Consider the following 18,975-nt stretch of genomic DNA (forward strand, 5'->3'; position numbering starts at 1 on the left):
CTAGTGGGAGCGAGCTTGCTCGCGATGGGGCCCTGCCAATCTCCACACCTCTCACCGCCACCCCGCTTTCAGCCACCCCCCACCACGCCGTATAGTTGCCCCATTCAAGCGCTCTACGAGATTGCCCATGACTCAGGAAACGCCCTACATCTTCGACGCCACCACGGCCGATTTCGACCAATCGGTGATCGCGAACTCTTTCCACAAACCGGTATTGGTGGATTTCTGGGCCGAGTGGTGTGCACCGTGCAAGGCTCTGATGCCAATGCTGCAAACCATTGCCGAGAGCTATCAAGGCGAATTGCTGCTGGCCAAGGTCAACTGCGACATCGAGCAGGATATTGTGGCCCGCTTCGGCATTCGCAGCCTGCCGACGGTGGTGTTGTTCAAGGACGGTCAGCCCGTTGATGGCTTTGCCGGTGCCCAGCCGGAATCGGCGGTACGCACGATGCTCGAACCCCATGTGCAGATGCCACCGCCGGCCGCCGCCGACCCGTTCGAACAGGCCCAGGCGCTGTTCGACGACGGTCGCTTCGCCGACGCCGAAGCCGTGCTCACCGTCTTGCTGGGTGAAGACAACACCAACGCCAAGGCGCTGATCCTGTATGCCCGCTGCCTGACCGAGCGCGGCGAGCTGGACGAAGCGCAGACGGTGCTCGACGCGGTGAAAAGCGATGAGCACAAGGCCGCCCTCGCCGGTGCCAAGGCGCAGATCCAGTTCCTCGGCCTGGCCAAGCACCTGCCGGACGCCGCCGATCTCAAGGCGCGCCTGGCAAAAGACCCGCAAGACGACGAAGCGGTGTACCAACTGGCGATCCAGCAACTGGCGCGCCAACAGTACGAAGCGGCCCTGGATGCGCTGCTCAAGCTGTTCGTGCGTAACCGCAGCTACAGCGAAGGCCTGCCTCACAAGACCTTGCTGCAAGTGTTCGAACTGCTGGGCAACGATCATCCGCTGGTGACGACCTATCGTCGCAAGCTGTTCGCGGCGTTGTATTGACTCCCCTGTAGGAGCTGCCGAAGGCTGCGATCTTTTGATCTTTCGCTTGAGACTCAAGCGTCTGGGGAAAGATCGCAGCCTCGCTTCGCTCGTCAGCTCCTACGCGGTTTCGTGCCAGCTATAGAGTGGTGTGTCGCCGCCACTGATGACTTCTACATCCGGGCTATGGCGCAGGCGCACCAACAGGCGCTTGCCCGCCGAGGCGCTGCCGGTCAGGCCTTCGAGCTGCTCCAGCAGGTCCGGACCGCTCAGTTGGCCGGCCTTGCGCAGCAGTTCCTTGGCGATCTGCCATTGGGCATCGTCCTGGTTCGTCGGTTTGGCCGCCGGTGCCGTCGCGCCTTCGGATTTGGCCACTTGCAACTGCGCGCCGAGCTGCGCCCAGTCGCCCTCATCCATTTCGATCGTCAAGTCCACCGGCCACTCGCCGACGGTTCCGCGTATCCGCAACATCACCGTGCTCCTGAATATTTCATGTACGCATGCTCCCATGGCCCTTGCGCGACGCCAAGCAGACGGTCAAACTCTCCGCACTTTCGTTATAAGATTACATAACCTTTTCGGAGACTCGTCATGCGTCGTCTGCTTCTCGCTTTGCCGTTCGCCCTGCTGCCATTGGCTGTCGCTCATGCGGCGGTGGAGCATGACCACGACCATGATCACGAACATGGCAGCCTCGGCGCCCATGAACACGGCGTTGCTCGACTGAACGCAGCACTGGATGGTCAGACCCTGGAGCTGGAACTGGAAAGCCCGGCGATGAACCTGGTGGGCTTCGAACACGCCGCCACCAGCGATGCCGACAAGGCCAAGGTCGCCGCGGTACGGGCGCAGTTGGATAAGCCGCTGGCGCTGTTCAACCTGCCGGCCGCCGCCAAGTGCACCGTGGCCCAACAGGAACTGGAAAGCCCGCTGTTCGGCGATGAACCGGACCACGATGACCATGACGAAGACGCCGATGGCGACGAACATCACGAGCACAGTGAGATCCATGCCCATTACCAGTTCAACTGCGCCGCCGCTGGTGCATTGAAGAACCTGGACCTGGCGACACTGTTCAAAACCTTCCCGGCCACCCAGAAAATTCAGGTACAACTGATCAGCCCGAGTGGCCAGCAAGGCGTGGAAGTGACGGCCAAGGCGCCAACCCTGAAATTCTGATTCACCGCAAAACCCAATGTGGGAGCGAGCTTGGTGGGAGCAAAGCTTGCTCGCGATAGCGGTCCAACAGTCAACATCCAAGTTGAATGTGATGGCCTCATCGCGAGCAAGCTCAGCTCCCACAGGTCTCCCGCAGGTTCCACTTTGAAGCGACAAACATGACCCAAGCACTCATCGAACTGTCCGACCTGGGCTTCAGTTGGCCCGGGCATCCGCCCTTGCTGGATATCCCGGCGTTTCGCCTGGAAGCGGGTGAAACCTTGTTCCTCAAGGGCCCGAGTGGCAGCGGCAAGACCACGCTGCTGGGGCTGTTGGGCGGGGTGCAAACGCCGGATCGCGGCAGCATCCGCCTGCTCGGCCAGGAACTAAGCGAACTGGCCGCCGGCCGCCGCGACCGCTTTCGCGTGGACCATACTGGCTATATTTTCCAGCAGTTCAACCTGCTGCCGTTTCTCTCGGTACGCGAGAACGTCGAACTGCCCTGCCACTTCTCGAAACTGCGCGCGCAGCGGGCCACCCAGCGCCATGGCAGTGTCGATCAAGCGGCCGCCACACTGCTGGCCCACCTGGGCTTGACCGACCCGAACCTGTTGGAGCGTCGCGCCGACTCGTTGTCCATCGGCCAGCAACAACGGGTCGCCGCCGCCCGGGCCTTGATCGGTCAACCGGAACTGGTGATCGCCGACGAACCGACTTCAGCCCTGGACTACGACGCCCGGGAAAACTTCCTGCGGCTGTTGTTCGCCGAATGCCGCGAGGCCGGGTCGAGCCTGTTGTTCGTCAGCCACGACCAGAGCCTGGCGCCGCTGTTCGACCGCCACCTCTCGCTGGCCGATCTCAATCGCGCCGCCACGCCACTCGAGGTCTGAGATGTATTTGTTCCGTCTAGCCATGGCCAGCCTGGCGAACCGCCGCTTCACCGCGATCCTCACCGCGTTTGCCATCGCCCTCTCGGTCTGTCTGTTACTGGCGGTGGAGCGAGTGCGCACCGAGGCGCGAGCCAGTTTCGCCAGTACCATCAGCGGCACCGACCTGATCGTCGGTGCCCGCTCCGGCTCGGTGAACCTGCTGCTGTATTCGGTGTTTCGCATCGGCAACGCCACCAACAACATCCGCTGGGACAGCTTCGAACAGTTCGCCAAAAACCCGAAAGTGAAGTGGGCGATCCCCATGTCCCTGGGCGACTCTCATCGCGGCTACCGGGTGATGGGCACCACCGAGGCCTACTTCGAGCATTACCAGTACGGCCGCCAGCAGCACCTGGAACTGGCCGATGGCCGGGCCTTCGCCACCGATCCGTTCGAAGTGGTGCTCGGTGCCGAAGTCGCCGAGGCTCTGCACTACAAGCTCGGTGACAAGCTGGTGCTGGCCCACGGCGTGGCGGCGATCAGCCTGGTCAAGCATGACGACAAGCCCTTCACCGTGGTCGGGATTCTCAAGCGCACCGGCACCCCGGTGGATCGCACGCTGCACATCAGCCTCGGCGGCATGGAGGCGATTCACATCGACTGGAAGAACGGCGTGCCGGCCCAGGGCAATGGGCGCATCAGCGCCGACCAAGCCCGCAACATGGACCTCACGCCCCAAGCGATCACCGCGTTCATGCTCGGCCTCAACAGCAAGATTTCGACCTTTGCCTTGCAACGCGAGATCAATGAGTTCCGTGGCGAACCGCTGCTGGCCATCCTCCCTGGCGTAGCACTGCAGGAGTTGTGGAGCCTGATGGGCACGGCGGAAAAGGCCTTGTTCGTGATTTCGCTGTTCGTGGTCCTGACCGGGTTGATCGGCATGCTCACGGCGATCCTCACCAGCCTCAACGAGCGTCGCCGGGAAATGGCGATCCTGCGTTCGGTGGGGGCGCGGCCGTGGCATATCGCGACGCTGCTGGTACTTGAAGCCTTTGCCCTGGCGCTGGCCGGGGTCACCGCCGGGCTGGCGTTGCTGTACATCGGCATCGCCGCCGCCCAGGGTTACGTGCAGTCGGCCTACGGCTTGTACTTGCCCCTGGGCTGGCCGAGCGAATATGAATGGACGCTGCTGGCTGGCATCCTGGTCGCCGCCCTGCTGATGGGCAGCGTGCCGGCCTGGCGCGCCTATCGCCAATCGTTGGCCGACGGCCTGTCGATCCGTCTATGAGGACCTTGAAGATGCCCCGCGCCCTGCTAGCGCTGTTGATGATGGTCGCCCTGCCGCTGTGGGCGGCCGAGCCGAGGGACCTGGCCTGGTCGGAAATGATCCCGCCGGACGCACCGCCGGAAGTGCCGAACATGACGCCGCTGCACGACCTGTCGAAGATGAGCGACGCCCTGGCCGCCGAGTCCGCTCCAGCCGCCAAGCAGGATTTGCCCAACGCGCCGGTGGTCAAGGCCCTCGATGGCCAGCAGATTCGCTTGCCGGGCTACATCGTGCCGCTGGAAGTCAGCGAGGAAGGTCGCACCACGGACTTCCTGCTGGTGCCGTATTTCGGCGCCTGCATCCACGTGCCGCCACCGCCGTCGAACCAGATCGTGCATGTGAAAAGCGAGGTCGGCGTGAAGCTCGACGAGTTGTACCAGCCGTATTGGGTCGAGGGGCCGATGCAGGTCAAGCCGTCCACCAGTGAACTGGCCGACGCCGGGTATCAGATGGAGGCGCAGAAGATTTATGTGTATGAGTTGCCGGAGTGAATCGGGTGGTGATGGGCAGTCCGTCAGATAGCTATCGCGAGCAAGCTCGCTCCCACAGGAGATCTCAGTGCCTATGCGACCTGTGTGGGAGCGAGCTTGCTCGCGATGGGGCCGTCAAGGCTTGCTCATCATCATTTCATTGAGCTGAGTCAATTAATCGGCCAAGACTCATTGAGCTGTGTCAAAAGACCGGGCCAGGCGGCTCCGTACCATGGGACATCAATTTTGAAATGTCCTCTGGAGCCCCCATGCACAAGTCCTTGCTCAGCGCTTCCCTCGTTGCCCTCGCGCTCGCAGCCCCGCTCGCCCAGGCCCATACGGCCGGTGACATCATCGTTCGCGCCGGCGCTATCACCGTCAACCCAGAGGCCGACAGCTCCAGTGTCAAGGTCGACCGTGGCCCGCTGGCCGGCGCCGACCTGGGTGGCAAGGCGACCATGAGCAGCGACACGCAACTGGGCCTGAACTTCGCCTACATGCTGACCAACAATTGGGGTATCGAACTGCTGGCGGCCTCGCCGTTCGAGCACGACGTGAAAATCAAAGGCACCGCCCTCGGCGCGGCCAATGGCAAGCTCGGCACCCTCAAGCACCTGCCGCCCACACTGAGCCTGGTCTACTATCCGCTCGACGCCAAGTCGGCGTTCCAGCCCTATGTCGGTGCCGGTATCAACTACACCTGGATCTACGACGAACACGTCGGCAGCGAAGCCAGCGCCAATGGCTTCAGCAACTTCCGGGCGAAAAACAGCTGGGGCATGGCGTGGCAAGTCGGTGCCGACTACATGCTGACCGACAACATCATGATCAACGGCCAGATCCGCTACATCGACATCGATACCACCGCCTATGTGGACAACAACGCCGTGGCCGGCGGTACCCGGGCCAAGGTGGATGTCGACGTGGATCCGTTCATCTACATGGTGGGGTTGGGCTACAAGTTCTAAGCCGAACTTAAAGGTACGAATATCCCTGTGGGAGCGAGCTTGCTCGCGATGACGGTGGATCAGCCAGCAATGATGTTGACTGACCCAGCGCTATCGCGAGCAAGCTCGCTCCCACAGTTTTGGGGCGGTGGGAAACTCAGCGCCCCAGCAACCGCGCCAACCCCACACTCATCGGTGTTTGCGGGGGAAAGCTGAAACGCTCCAACAACCGATGGTTGTCGGCCCGGGAATGGCGAATATCGCCGGAACGCGCCGGGCCGTAGCTGATCGGTGGCAGGTCGCCCACCACGGCGGCCAGGGCCTGGAGCATCTGTTTGAGGGTCGTGGCCTGGTTCCAGCCGACGTTCACCGCGCCCACTTCCACCTCGGGCTTCTCGATGGCCTGCACCAGCAAGTCCACCAAATCTTCGACATAGACAAAGTCCCGGGTCTGCTCGCCGTCGCCGAATACGGTGATCGGCAGGCCTTTCTGTGCCCGTTCGCTGAAGATGCTGATGACCCCGGAATACGGCGAGGACGGGTCCTGGCGCGGGCCGTAGATGTTGAAGAAGCGGAACACCACCGGTTCCAGCGCGTGCTGGCGGCGATAGAAATCGAAGTAGAACTCGCTGGCCAGCTTGTCCGAGGCATAGGGCGTGAGCGGGGCCTTGGGGGTCTCTTCGTCGATGGACTCGCCTTCACCGTTGTTGCCGTAGACCGCTGCGCTGGAAGCGAACAGCACCCGCTTCACACCGGCCTGGCGCATGGCTTCGCAGACATTCAGGGTGCCGATGAAATTGCTCTGGTGGGTGCGCACGGGGTCGTCCACCGAGGCTTGCACCGAGGCCACCGCCGCCAGGTGCGCCACGGCGCTGCAACCGGCCATGGCCCGGGCCACCAGCGCGGCATCGGCGACGTCGCCTTCGATCAGTTCGACCGCCGGGTTGTCCAGGGGCAGGTTGCTGCGCTTGCCGGTGGACAGATCATCGAGGATACGCACCGCATGCCCCTTGGCGAGCAAGGCGTCGGTCAGGTGCGAACCAATGAAACCCGCGCCGCCGGTGATTAAAACAGGGCCTTCAGCCATGGCGATAAAACCTATCCAGTAAGCCCGGGAGTGCGGCGCGCCAGGCGCGGGGCTTGATCCCGAAAGTGTGCAGAATTTTCTTGCAGGCCAGCACCGCGTGCTGCGGTTCTTCCGCGGCGTCCGGCCGTGCGGCATGGGCCTGGGGCGTGGGCGACTCGATGGCCAGCGGATGCAGGGCGCGGGCTTCGGTGAGGATCGCCTGGCCCAGCGCCAGTGGCGTGGTCGCCTCATGCCCGGCGTAATGATAGGTGCCCCACAGCGGCGCCGCGCAATCGAGCTGCTTGAGCACCGAAATGATCACCCGCGCGGCATCGTCCACGGGCGTCGGATTACCCCGGCGGTCATCAGCCAGCAACAGCTCTTCGGGCTGCTCGGCCCGGGCCAGGAAACGGCCGAGGGTACCATCGGCGCTGTCGTCCAGCAGCCAGCCGAAACGCAGCAACACATGTTGCGGGCAGGTGGCGCGCACGCTTTGCTCGATCCGCCACAGCGCCTGGCCGCGCACGCCCAGGGGCACGGGCTCGTCCTTCTCGCTGTAGGCGGTGGCACGGGAACCGTCGAACACTCTATAGCTCGACGGTTGTAGCAAGATGATGTTGTGATGCTGGCACAGCCCGGCCAGACGCTCGACAGCGCGCTCCTGGCTGGCCAGGCGCTGCTCGCTGACGGCCTCGGCCTGGAACCAGTCGAAGTAGTACGCCAGGTTGATCAAGGCGTCCGGGCGGGTGTCGTCGAGCAGTTGCGTCAGGCTCGCGGCATCCCAGCCGTCTTCGGGCGGGCGGGGGGCAAGAAAACCGATGTCTTCTTCTGCACCGAGGCGAATCAGCGCCTGCCCAAGGGCATTTCCGCCGCCCAGTAACATAAGGCGCATTCGCATAAAGTCAGCAGGCCCACTCTATTGGCACAAAAAATTGGGTCGACAACGCCCGCAGGCGTTGCCGGAATCGTTGCATTTTGCGGGTTTAGTGCGCAACCGTCATCCGTAAAGTGTGGATCCGGCATTTGTGTGCGTCTTGAGGCCGCTATCGCGAGCGAGCTCGCTCCCACAGGGATCGCATAGGCACTGATATCTCCTGTGGGAGCGAGCTTGCTCGCGATGAGGCCCTGACAGACGATGGATCTCTCAGCCGATACTTGCATCTCCCCCGCTCCGCCCGCATAAACTGCCCTATGAATCTGCCCCTTGCAGCCGACCACGCCATGGCAGGCTTTCACCCCGCCGTTCGCGCCTGGTTCAGCCAGACCTTCCCGGCGGTCACGGCCGCCCAGGCCCGGGCGTGGCCGTTGATCGGCCAGCGTCGCTCGGTGCTGGTCGCGGCGCCCACCGGCTCGGGCAAGACCTTGACCGCGTTCCTCGCGGTGCTCGATGACCTGGTGCACCGCGGCCTGGAACAAGGCGGCCTGCCGGACCAGACCCTGGTGGTCTACGTCTCGCCGCTCAAGGCCCTGAGCAACGATATCCAGATCAACCTGCAGAATCCCCTGGCCGGCATCACCGAGCAGTTGCAAAAAATGGGCTTGCCACCCTTGCCGATCACCACCGCCGTACGCACCGGCGACACGCCGCAAAAAGACCGCTCGGCGATGCGCAAGACCGCGCCGCACATCCTGGTCACCACGCCCGAATCGCTCTACGTGCTGCTGGGTTCCGATTCCGGCCGGCAGATGCTCGCCAGCACCCGCACGGTGATCGTCGATGAAATCCACGCCATCGCCGCCAGCAAGCGCGGCAGCCACCTGGCCTTGAGCCTGGAGCGCCTGCAAGCCCTGTGCGCCGAACCCCTGATGCGCATCGGCCTGTCGGCCACGCAAAAGCCCATCGAAGCGGTGTCACGATTTCTCGTCGGTGAAGGCCGTGCCTGTGAAATCGTCGACATCGGCCACGCCCGTCCCCGGGACCTGGACATCGAGGTGCCGCCGGTGCCGCTGTCGGCGGTGATGGCCAATGACGTGTGGGAGCTGGTCTACAACCGCCTCGCCGAGCTGGCCCGGGCGCATCGCACCACCCTGGTGTTCGTCAACACGCGGCGCCTGGCCGAACGCCTCAGTCGTCATCTGAGCGAACGCCTGGGCAAGGACGCCGTGGCCGCCCACCATGGCAGCCTGGCGAAGGAGTTTCGCCTCGACGCCGAACAACGCCTCAAGCGCGGCGAACTGCAGGTACTGATCGCCACTGCATCCCTGGAGCTGGGCATCGATATCGGCGATGTCGACCTGGTCTGCCAGATTGCCTCGCCCCGCTCGATCTCGGCGTTCCTGCAAAGAGTGGGACGCTCTGGCCACCACGTCGGCGGCACGCCCAAGGGCCGCCTGTTCGCCACCACCCGCGACGACTTGATCGAATGCGCCGCCCTGCTCGATTGCGTGCGCCGTGGCGAACTCGACATCCTGCACATCCCCAAGGCGCCGCTGGATGTGCTGGCCCAGCAGATCGTCGCCGAAGTCAGTTGCCAGGAATGGCCGGAACAGGCGCTGTTGGAAACCTTCCGCCGCGCCTCGCCCTACGCCGAGCTGGACGAAGGGCATTACCAGGCGCTGTTGCAGATGCTCGCCGAAGGCCTCAATGGCCGCCAGGGCGTGCGCAGCGCCTACCTGCACCGCGACGCCGTGACCCGGACCCTGCGCGGGCGTCGGGGCAGCAAACTGACGGCGGTGACCAGCGGCGGCACCATTCCGGACAACGCCGACTACAGCGTGCTGCTCGAACCCCAGGGCTTGAACATCGGCAGCGTCAACGAAGACTTCGCGGTGGAGAGCATTGCTGGCGATGTGTTCCAACTGGGCAATACGTCTTACCGCATCATCCGCGTCGAGACCGGTCGCGTGCGGGTCGAGGACGCCCAGGGCCAACCGCCGACCATTCCGTTCTGGCTCGGCGAAGCCCCGGGGCGCAGCGACGAATTGTCTTGGGCCGTGGCACGCCTGCAAGCCCAGCTCGACCACCTGCTCGGCGCCACGCCGGGCAACCTGCAACCGGCCCTCGACTGGCTGACCGGCACCTTGCGCCTGAACCTCGCCAGCGCCGAACAATTGGTCGATTACCTGGCCCCGGCGCGCCAAGCCTTCGGCGCCCTGCCGTCCCAGGACACGCTGCTGATGGAGCGGTTTTTCGACGAATCCGGCGGCACGCAACTGATCATCCACACGCCCTTCGGCAGCCGCATCAACCGCGCCTGGGGCCTGGCCTTGCGCAAGCGCTTCTGCCGCACCTTCAACTTCGAATTGCAGGCCGCCGCCAGTGAAGACGCCATCGTGCTCTCGCTGTCCACCAGCCACAGCTTCGAACTGGACGAGGTCTGGCGTTACCTGAACAGCCACAGCGCCGAACAGATCCTGATCCAGGCGGTGCTGGATGCACCGCTGTTCGGCGTGCGCTGGCGCTGGAACGCCGGCGTGGCCCTGGCCCTGCCGCGCTACACCGGCGGGCGCAAAGTCGCCCCGCAGATCCAGCGGATGAAAAGCGAAGACCTGATCGCCAGCGTGTTTCCGGACCAGATCGCCTGCCTGGAAAACCTCGCCGGCGAGCGGGAGATCCCCGATCACCCGCTGGTGGAACAGACCCTCGACGATTGCCTGCACGAAGCCATGGACAGCGAAGGTTGGCTGACGCTGTTGCGGCGCATGGAAGCGGGCCAGATTCGCCTGATCAGCCGCGACCTGCCGGCGCCCTCGCCGCTGGCGGCAGAAATCCTCAGCGCCCGTCCCTACACCTTTCTCGACGACGCGCCGCTGGAAGAACGGCGGACCCAGGCGGTGATCAACCGGCGCTGGAGCGATCCACAATCCACCGACGACCTTGGCGCGCTGGACGCCGAAGCCATCCAGTCGGTCCGGGATGAGGCCTGGCCGACGCCGGCCAATCTCGATGAGATGCACGAAGCCTTGATGAGCCTGGCCTGCATCGCCGACAGCGAAGCCGACGCCCACCCATCGTGGCGGGATTGGCTGCAAGCACTGGCCGCGAGTGGGCGCGCCAGCCACATACAGATCAGCGCCGAGCGAGGTCTGTGGGTGCCGCTGGAGCGCCTGACCTGCTTGCAAGCCCTTTATCCACAGGCTCGCTGGGAACCGGCGCTGACCCCACCAGCCGATTTCGATGAAGCCTGGAACGTTGACGAAGCCCTGGTGGAAGTGCTCCGCGCCCGGCTCAGTGCCTTCGGTCCACTGCCGTTGAAGGCCATCGCCTACCCGCTGGGGTTATCGACCCCGCAGGTCACCCAGGCCCTGGCGCAGCTCGAGCAGCAAGGCTACGTGCTGCGCGGGCGCTTCACGCCGGGCATCGGGCAGGAGGAATGGTGCGAGCGGCATTTGCTGGCGCGGATCCATCGCTACACGGTCAAGCGCCTGCGCCGGGAAATCGAGCCGGTGATGTTGCAGGACTTCATGCGGTTCCTGTTCGACTGGCAGCACCTGTCGTCGTCCACCCAGGGCCGGGGCAATGCCGTGCTGCCGTCGATCCTCGGCCAGTTCGAAGGCTACCCGGCCGCCGCCTCGGCCTGGGACAGCGACCTGTTGCCCGGGCGGATCAAGGACTATTCGCCCAGTTGGCTCGATGAGTTGTGCCGCAGCGGCAAATGGGTATGGACGCGCCTGAGCGCGCGCCAGAAGCCGTCCGCCAGTGCCCTGCGCAGTACGCCGGTGGTGTTGCTGCCGCGCAGCCAGGTGGCGTTGTGGAGCAGCCTGGCCGGGCAAACAGCCCTTGATGAGTTGTCACCCAAGACGCAGAAAGTCCATCAGGCCCTGAGCGAGCATGGCGCGCTGTTTTTCGATGAACTGGCCCATGAAGCCCACCTGCTGCGCAGCGAACTGGAAATCGCCTTGCAGGAACTGGTGGGCGCCGGGCTGGTGAATGCCGACAGCTTTGCCGGCTTGCGCGCGCTGATCACCCCGGCCAGCAAACGCCAGGCCCGCAGCAGCCGGCGCGGGCGCGGCGCGTTTGTCGGCGGCATGGACGACGCCGGGCGCTGGGCCTTGTTGCGCCGCAGCCAACCCGCCCCCGTGGAAGGCCACCGCCCGGCGCCCACAGCGCCGCAGACCCTGGAACACATCGCCATGACCCTGCTGCGCCGTTACGGCGTGGTGTTCTGGCGCTTGCTGGAGCGGGAGGCCGAGTGGCTGCCGAGTTGGCGCGAGCTATTGCGCACTTTCCATCGCCTGGAGGCGCGGGGCGAGATTCGCGGCGGGCGGTTTGTCAGCGGCCTGGCGGGGGAACAGTTCGCCCTGCCCGAAGCGATTCCGTTGCTGCGCGAAACCCGCCGCCGCCCCACTGACGGCAGCTTAGTGGCGGTGTGCGGGGTCGACCCGCTGAACCTGGCCGGCACCTTGCTGCCGGGGGCGAAAGTGCCGGCGCTGGCGAGTAATCGGCTGGTGTATCGGGACGGGTTGCCGGTGGCGGCGCAGATTGCCGGCAAGCAGCATCTTTGGATGGAGTTGGATGCTCAAGGGATGGCTGAGGTCCGGAATAAGCTTGTTCAGAAAAGTTGAGGGTGTCTGGGCGGGCCCTATCGCGAGCAAGCTCGCTCCCACAGGGGTTGTACATTCACCACAAACCTACTGTGGGAGCGAGCTTGCTCGCGATGGCGCCGGCAGCCCCACCCAAACCTCACCCACTACCGAGATGGATCAGGCACCTCTTCCCCCTCTTTCTTCTCCTCAACCAACCGCTTGGGCAACATCACCTGCTGTGGATAAGTCTGCGCAAAGTGCACCGCCGGGTGGTTATCCACAAGCTTCTTCAACTGCTGGTTGAACGCCCGGCTCACCGCATATTGCCCACCCGACACGGTGCGGAACTGCGCCGTGAGCACCACGCCGTTGAGGTCCATCTTGTCCACGCCGAACACATCCAGCGGCCCTTGCAGGTTGAACTTGAGGAACGGGTCTTCGGCGATCGAGCGCCCGGCTTCGCGGATCAGCTCGATGGCCTGGTCGACATCGGTGTCGTAAGTGAATTGCACGGAGAAAAACGCAAAGGCGAATTGCCGGGACTGGTTGGTCACCGCCTTGATCTGGCCGAACGGCACCGAGTGCACGAAACCCTTGCCGTCGCGCAGGCGCAGGGTGCGGATGGTCAGGCCTTCGACCGTGCCGGCGTGGCCCGAGCTGAGCACCACCCAGTCGCCGATGGACAGCGTGTCTTCAATGATGATGAACAGCCCGGTGATCACGTCCTGCACCAGTTGCTGCGAACCGAAACCGATCGCCAGCCCCACCACTCCGGCACCGGCCAGTAACGGTGCGACGTTGATGCCCAGGTTGGCCATGGTGGTGATTGCGCAAATCACCACCAGGATGATTTTCGCTGCGTTGCGCAACAGCGGTAGGATGGTCTTGACCCGGGTGCTGGGCTGGCGGGCCCCGCGCTTGTTCAGTGGCGGCTTCAAGGCCTCCTGGATCGCCGTGTCGAGCACCACCCACGTGAGCCAGGTCATCAGGAAGATCAGGCCGATGCGGCTCAAGGAATCGCTGATCGCCCGGCCTATGGCGTTGCGCGAGGCGAACTCGAACAGGGAAATGCCCCAGATCCGCCCGAGGACTTCAATGAATACCACCGCCATGACGATCCGCAACAAAGCGTGCAACAGGCTCAACAGCCGCCCCTTGTAGGCGCTGTTGTGCTGGATGGCCTCGGCCTTGGGCGACTTGAAGACATGCTGGAACACCGTGCTGAGAAACACCGTGGCGATCAACAGGATGGTGGTGAACAGCGCGCAACGCAGGGCTTTCTGGTTGTCCTCGCCGACACCGATCAGGCTCACCGCCGACACCAGCACCATCAACAGGATCGGCCAATACCAGAGCCCGGAAAAAATCCGCAGCGACTCCTGCAAGGCCGGTTGTTTCAAGCGCTGGGCCAGCGGGCGGTTGCGGATCAGGTGCGCCACCGGGCGGCGCATGCGGATCACCAGCCAGCCAAAGATCATCGACGCCGACAACCCGGTGAACACCGCGATGCTGCTGGTGATGTTGCCGCCCAGTTGCCGGGCGATCTGCGGGCTGGTCAGGGCATCGCTGAGGGCTGCGAGAAAGCCGATCAGGAACAACGGTCGGGGGCTGAAACGCCGGATCATCGCCACCGCCCGGCGTTTGTGGCCGGCGTTGAACATCACGATCACGCACAGCAACACCGAGGTGGAGAAAATACCGCTGCTGGTGGCGTAGGCGAAGCACAGCGCCAGGGCGCGACCGACCGAGACTTGCAGAAAGTGGCTGACATAGAGGGTCAGCGGCAGGCAGATCAATGCCGCAGCGGTGTACGGCAGCAGATAACCGAGCAGGTCGCGCAGGCGCCGGCGGGTGCGCAGCCAGCGCCGGTGGCCCAGATGTCGCAACAGCAACCGCGCCGCAGACCAGATCAGCGCAAACGCGCCGATCCAGACACTGGACAACAACAGGAAATCCCCCGCCACGCGCCAGGACGAACGGGACGTCTGGTCCACCAGCCGGTCCACCTCATCCGCCGCCCGGTCCGCCCGCAGGCGCCAGGCATCCACCAGGCTTTGGTTGAGGTCGAGTTTGTCCTGGACGTCGTCGATGCTCGAACTGATGGCCCCCAATAAACCGCCCTGCACCAGCGGCGCAGGTTCGGCGGGCGGTTCATCGGGCTTGGAGGTGCCAGGGACGGCGGCGGTCCCGTAGGCGCTGGTGCCGGTCAGCGCCAGCAAGAACAGCAGCAATACAGTGCTCAATCGAGACAAAACGCGAGGCTCCTTCACGCGGGATCGGTAAGGAACTGATCAATATTGCGCCAGCAAGTTCGGTTTTGGCGGGATGTGAGCATCGAGAGCCAATAAATCTCTGTAGGAGCTGCCGAAGGCTGCGATCTTTTGATCTTGAGCTTTCACTCGCGATTCAATTGTCTGGGACAAGATCGCAGCCTCGTTGCACTCGGCAGCTCCTACAGGCGTAGTCCAGCAGGGAGCCCCTCGCCCCGACAGTATTCACTGCCGCCGGGCATCCCATCGAAACTTTCCGGGCCGCGCAATAGTCATCAAAAGACACAGGCGGTACGAGGTCATTGGCACGGGAGGGATACATGACGGCGATCCACATTGGTATTTCCGGCTGGCGCTACACGCCTTGGCGGGGAGATTTCTACCCCAAGGGGCTGACCCAGAAACGGGAACTGCAATTTGCCTCGCGAGCGGTCAACAGTATCGAAATCAATGGATCGTTCTACGCCCTGCAACGCCCCGAACGGTATGCCCAGTGGTATGCCGAGACACCGTCCGGCTTCGTGTTCAGCGTCAAGGCCCCGCGCTTCATCACCCACATCAGGCGTCTGCGGGACATCCGCAAGCCTTTGGCCAACTTCTTCGCCTCCGGCGTGCTGGAACTCAAGGAGAAATTGGGGGCGATCCTCTGGCAGTTTCCACCCAGCTTCAAATTCGATCCCGAGCTGTTTGAAGATTTCCTCAAGCAATTGCCCCACGACACCGAAGGCGCCGCCGCCCTGGCCCGGGAGCATGAGCCGCGCCTGGACGGCCACGCCAGCACCACGACTGACAAAAAGCGCCCACTGCGCCACGCCGTGGAAATCCGTCATGAGAGTTTCATCGACCCGCACTTCATCACGTTGCTCAAGCGCTACGACGTGGCCCTGGTGATCGCCGACACAGCCGGCAAATGGCCCTATCGTGAAGACGTCACCAGCGATTTCGTCTACCTGCGCCTGCATGGCGCCGAGGAGCTGTACGCCAGCGGCTACACCGACGAGGCGTTGAAGCGCTGGGGCGACCGGATCGAGGCCTGGAGCCACGGCAAGCAGCCGAGCGACGCGCACCTGATCGACCCGGACAAGAAACCCCGGGCACGCCAGAGCCGGGAAGTATTCTGCTATTTCGACAACGACATCAAAGTCCGCGCGCCCTACGACGCACGCCATTTGCTGGAACATTTCCATCTGGACAAGGACCTCGCCACCGCGCCCGGCCAGCGACCAGCCGAAGGGGTGTTGCCATGAACCGTCCGCAAACCAGCGAAGCGACCTGCGAGCCGACCCGACAAGGGGGGCAGGATCTCGACAGGGTGAGCCGTTTCACCGTGCTGACCGTCAACACCCACAAGGGCTTCACCGCCCTGAACCGGCGCTTCATCCTGCCGGAACTGCGCGAAGCGGTGCGCAGCGTGTCCGCCGACGTGGTGTTCCTGCAGGAAGTCCACGGCACCCACGAACACCATCCCCAGCGCTACAGCAACTGGCCGAGCATGCCGCAATACGAATTCCTCGCCGATACCCTCTGGCCACAGTTCGCCTATGGGCGCAACGCGGTGTACCCGGCGGGCGACCATGGCAATGCGTTGTTGTCGAAATTCCAGATCATTCGCCACGACAACCTGGACGTGTCCATCAGCGGCCATGAAAACCGCGGCATGCTCCACAGCGTGCTGCGCCTGCCGGGCGATGGGCAGGATGTGCATGCCATCTGCGTCCACTTGGGGCTGCGCGAAGGTCATCGTGTCGAGCAACTCAAGCTGCTTCGCCAACGCTTGAGCGAACTGCCGCCCGATGCACCGGTGATCGTTGCCGGCGACTTCAACGATTGGCGCGGCAAAGCCAGTGAACTGCTCGAACCCTGCGGCCTGCGGGAAGTGTTCGCCGAGCAGTGGGGCAAGCCGGCCCGCAGCTTTCCGGCGCGCCTGCCGATCCTGCGCCTGGACCGCATCTACGTGCGCAACCTCAAGGCCCATCATCCCAAGGTGTTGAACGTACGACCCTGGTCGCACCTTTCCGACCATGCACCGCTGTCGGTGGAGATCGAATTATGAGCGCGACGATGGACAAGGCGACGGTAGAACAGGTCGACACGACGCCCACCGAACGCGACCCGGCGCTGGCCGATATCGAATACGGCTGGCACGGCAACAATCGCGTCACGTTGCTGGAAAACGGCGAGGAATATTTCCCCAGGGTCTTCGAGGCCATTCGCCGGGCCGAAACAGAAATCCTGCTTGAGACCTTCATTCTGTTCGAGGACAAGGTCGGCTACGAACTGCGGGACCTGCTGGTGGAAGCCGCCCAGCGTGGCGTGCGCATCACCGTCAGCCTCGATGGCTTCGGCTGCGGTGAGTTGACCACCGGTTTCCTGGCCTCGTTGAGCGACGCCGGGGTGCGCTTGCAGATGTTCGACCCGGCCCCCCGGCGCTTGGGCATCCGCACCAACTGGTTCCGCCGCCTGCACCGCAAGATCGTGGTGGTGGACGGGGTGATTGCCTTCATCGGCGGGATCAACTTTTCCGCCGACCACTTGGGGGATTTCGGCCCCGAGGCCAAGCAGGACTATTCCGTGGAGATCAAGGGGCCGGCGGTGGTGGACATCCATCACTTCGCCCTGCTGCAAAGCGGCCGTCCGTCCCGGGCCAAGTATTGGTGGCAACGCCGCCGCAGCCGCCGCAATGAGCTGGCCGTCAACGACCATGACGGCCAGGTGCGCCTGGTCTACCGGGATAACCACGAGCATCAGACCGACATCGAAGAGGTCTACCTGCAGGTGCTGCGCAGCGCCCAGCGGCGGGTGGTGATCGCCAACGCGTATTTCTTCCCCGGCTACCGGTTGCTGCGCGAGATCCGCAACGCGGCGCGGCGCGGCGTGGAGGTGCGGCTGATCCTGCAAGGGCAACCGGACATGATGATCGCCAAGCTCGCGGCCCGGATGCTCTACAGCTACCTGCTCAAGGCCGGCGTGGTGATCTACGAATACTGCGAGCGGCCGCTGCACGGCAAAGTCGCCTTGGTGGATGAGGACTGGAGCACGGTGGGTTCAAGCAACCTCGACCCACTGAGCCTGTCGCTGAACCTGGAGGCCAACGTGCTGATCCGCGACCGGACGTTCAACCGTGAGCTGTTCGAGCGCCTCGACTACCTGAGCCGCAACCATTGCACGGTCATGCCCGAAAACCATGCGCCGCGGGGCCTGCTATGGCGCATGACCATCGGTTTCATGGTGTTCCACTTTTTGCGCCATTTCCCGGCCTGGGCCGGCTGGCTGCCGGCCCATAAACCACGCCTGAAACCTTTTTCACCGCCGACGGCGGTCCGGAGCGAACCCCATGAACCACTCTGAAGCGCACACCGCGCCGAGAGATGCCCATGCGCCGGAACAGGCCAAGCCCAAATCCCGCTGGAGCCGTTGGAAAAGACCGCTGACCCTGGCGTTTTTCCTGCTGTTGATCGTGCTCTTCACCGCCCTGGCCCGGCGCATCGATTGGTCCGAGGTGTTCGCCACCCTGGCCGATTTCAAAGTGCGCACCTTGATCATCGCCGCTGCGCTGACCATCACCAGCTTCATCACCTACGCCTGCTTCGATCTGATCGGACGCACCTACATCCGCCAGAAACTCGGTTGGCGGCAGATTTTGCCGGTGGGGGTGATCAGTTATGCCTTCAATCTCAACCTCAGCGCCTGGGTAGGCGGTATCGCCATGCGCTATCGCCTGTATTCGCGGCTGGGCGTCAGCAGCGGGAACATCGCCAAGATCCTCGGCCTGAGCCTGGCCACCAACTGGTTCGGCTACATGACATTGGCCGGGGTGGTGTTCAGCAGCGGCCTGGTGACCATGCCGCCGGGCTGGAAACTCAGCAGCGATGCGTTGCAAGGCGTAGGCGTGCTGTTGTTGCTGGCGAGTGCCGGGTACCTGGCGGCCTGCCGGTTTTCCAAGCGTCGGGCCTGGACCATCCGCGGCATGGAGATCAACCTGCCGTCGCTGCGCATGGCGGTGCTGCAACTGGCATTGGGCGCACTGAACTGGTCGTTGATGGCGGCGGTGATTTTCACCTTGCTGCCCAGCAAACTGGATTACCCGATGGTGCTCGGGGTGTTGCTGATCAGCAGCATTGCCGGGGTCATCACTCACATTCCGGCGGGGCTCGGGGTGTTGGAGGCGGTGTTCGTTGCCCTGCTGCAACATGAGGTGTCGCGGGGCAGTCTGCTGGCGGGGCTGATCGCTTACCGGGCGATCTATTTCATCCTGCCGTTGCTGATTACCGTGGTGATGTACCTGGTGATCGAGGCGAAGGCCAAGGCGTTGCGGGTCAAGCCTGGGGTCAAGTGAAGTGATGGGTTGCCTGGCCTGGCCTCATCGCGAGCAAGCTCGCTCCCACATTGGATCGGTCGTGAACACACCTATCTCGATCGCCAC

Annotated in this window: 15 protein-coding genes; 11 read left to right on the forward strand and 4 right to left on the reverse strand. The window is 63.8% G+C overall.

The features are described 5' to 3' along the window. The first annotated feature begins 127 nt into the window (after positions 1-127). The gene (trxA, locus tag IB266_RS28845; protein WP_060740415.1) at positions 128-1,000 is read left to right on the forward strand and encodes a thioredoxin; all 873 of its coding nucleotides are present in this window, start codon (positions 128-130) and stop codon (positions 998-1,000) included. Positions 1,001-1,099: 99 nt separating this feature from the next. Here trxA and IB266_RS28850 read toward each other — a convergent pair whose 3' ends face one another. Beyond that, a complete protein-coding gene (locus IB266_RS28850) occupies positions 1,100-1,450 on the reverse strand; it encodes a hypothetical protein (protein WP_192264024.1) in 351 nt (116 codons plus the stop codon). A gap of 120 nt (positions 1,451-1,570) precedes the next feature. Here IB266_RS28850 and IB266_RS28855 point away from each other — a divergent pair, with 120 nt between their 5' ends. From IB266_RS28855 to IB266_RS28875, 5 genes are all read left to right on the forward strand, one after another. After that, positions 1,571-2,158 (forward strand): DUF2796 domain-containing protein, encoded by a 588-nt coding sequence (locus IB266_RS28855; RefSeq protein WP_192264027.1) that lies wholly within the window; start codon positions 1,571-1,573, stop codon positions 2,156-2,158. A 158-nt stretch (positions 2,159-2,316) separates the two neighbouring features. Beyond that, positions 2,317-3,027, forward strand: coding sequence for an ABC transporter ATP-binding protein (locus IB266_RS28860; RefSeq protein ID WP_060740412.1), 711 nt, complete (start codon positions 2,317-2,319; stop codon positions 3,025-3,027). A gap of 1 nt (position 3,028) precedes the next feature. Beyond that, entirely contained in the window at positions 3,029-4,294 is a 1,266-nt protein-coding gene (locus IB266_RS28865) for an ABC transporter permease (RefSeq protein WP_092476109.1), read from the forward strand. An 11-nt stretch (positions 4,295-4,305) separates the two neighbouring features. Continuing rightward, on the forward strand, positions 4,306-4,824 hold the full coding sequence (locus tag IB266_RS28870) for a DUF3299 domain-containing protein (RefSeq protein WP_025215734.1): 519 nt from the start codon (positions 4,306-4,308) through the stop codon (positions 4,822-4,824). 248 nt (positions 4,825-5,072) lie between these two features. Continuing rightward, the gene (locus tag IB266_RS28875) at positions 5,073-5,771 is read left to right on the forward strand and encodes an OmpW/AlkL family protein (RefSeq protein WP_060740410.1); all 699 of its coding nucleotides are present in this window, start codon (positions 5,073-5,075) and stop codon (positions 5,769-5,771) included. 136 nt (positions 5,772-5,907) lie between these two features. Here the strand turns inward: IB266_RS28875 and IB266_RS28880 are convergent, their stop codons facing one another. Further along, a complete protein-coding gene (locus IB266_RS28880; RefSeq protein ID WP_060740409.1) occupies positions 5,908-6,837 on the reverse strand; it encodes an NAD-dependent epimerase/dehydratase family protein in 930 nt (309 codons plus the stop codon). After that, positions 6,830-7,714, reverse strand: a complete 885-nt coding sequence (locus IB266_RS28885) for a sugar nucleotide-binding protein (RefSeq protein WP_060740408.1) — start codon at positions 7,712-7,714, stop codon at positions 6,830-6,832. The genes IB266_RS28880 and IB266_RS28885 overlap by 8 nt, the downstream gene beginning before the upstream one ends. 293 nt (positions 7,715-8,007) lie before the next feature. Between IB266_RS28885 and IB266_RS28890 the strand changes: the two genes are divergently transcribed. Beyond that, the gene (locus IB266_RS28890; RefSeq protein ID WP_192264032.1) at positions 8,008-12,321 is read left to right on the forward strand and encodes a DEAD/DEAH box helicase; all 4,314 of its coding nucleotides are present in this window, start codon (positions 8,008-8,010) and stop codon (positions 12,319-12,321) included. Positions 12,322-12,446: 125 nt separating this feature from the next. On the opposite strand, the gene IB266_RS28895 is transcribed toward IB266_RS28890, so the two are convergent. Continuing rightward, on the reverse strand, positions 12,447-14,534 hold the full coding sequence (locus IB266_RS28895) for a mechanosensitive ion channel family protein (RefSeq protein ID WP_192264035.1): 2,088 nt from the start codon (positions 14,532-14,534) through the stop codon (positions 12,447-12,449). A 338-nt stretch (positions 14,535-14,872) separates the two neighbouring features. Between IB266_RS28895 and IB266_RS28900 the strand changes: the two genes are divergently transcribed. The 4 genes from IB266_RS28900 to IB266_RS28915 are packed head-to-tail and all read left to right on the forward strand — an operon-like array spanning position 14,873 to position 18,888. After that, entirely contained in the window at positions 14,873-15,799 is a 927-nt protein-coding gene (locus IB266_RS28900) for a DUF72 domain-containing protein (RefSeq protein WP_103308234.1), read from the forward strand. After that, entirely contained in the window at positions 15,796-16,605 is an 810-nt protein-coding gene (locus IB266_RS28905) for an endonuclease/exonuclease/phosphatase family protein (RefSeq protein WP_192264038.1), read from the forward strand. The genes IB266_RS28900 and IB266_RS28905 overlap by 4 nt, the downstream gene beginning before the upstream one ends. Continuing rightward, positions 16,602-17,900, forward strand: coding sequence for a cardiolipin synthase ClsB (gene clsB / locus IB266_RS28910; RefSeq protein ID WP_192264042.1), 1,299 nt, complete (start codon positions 16,602-16,604; stop codon positions 17,898-17,900). Before IB266_RS28905 ends, clsB begins: the two co-directional genes overlap by 4 nt. Further along, entirely contained in the window at positions 17,887-18,888 is a 1,002-nt protein-coding gene (locus IB266_RS28915; RefSeq protein ID WP_192264045.1) for a lysylphosphatidylglycerol synthase domain-containing protein, read from the forward strand. The genes clsB and IB266_RS28915 overlap by 14 nt, the downstream gene beginning before the upstream one ends. Positions 18,889-18,975 lie beyond the last annotated feature (87 nt).

This window comes from Pseudomonas sp. Pdm06 (assembly GCF_014851795.1).
Classification (GTDB): domain Bacteria; phylum Pseudomonadota; class Gammaproteobacteria; order Pseudomonadales; family Pseudomonadaceae; genus Aquipseudomonas; species Aquipseudomonas fluorescens_AA.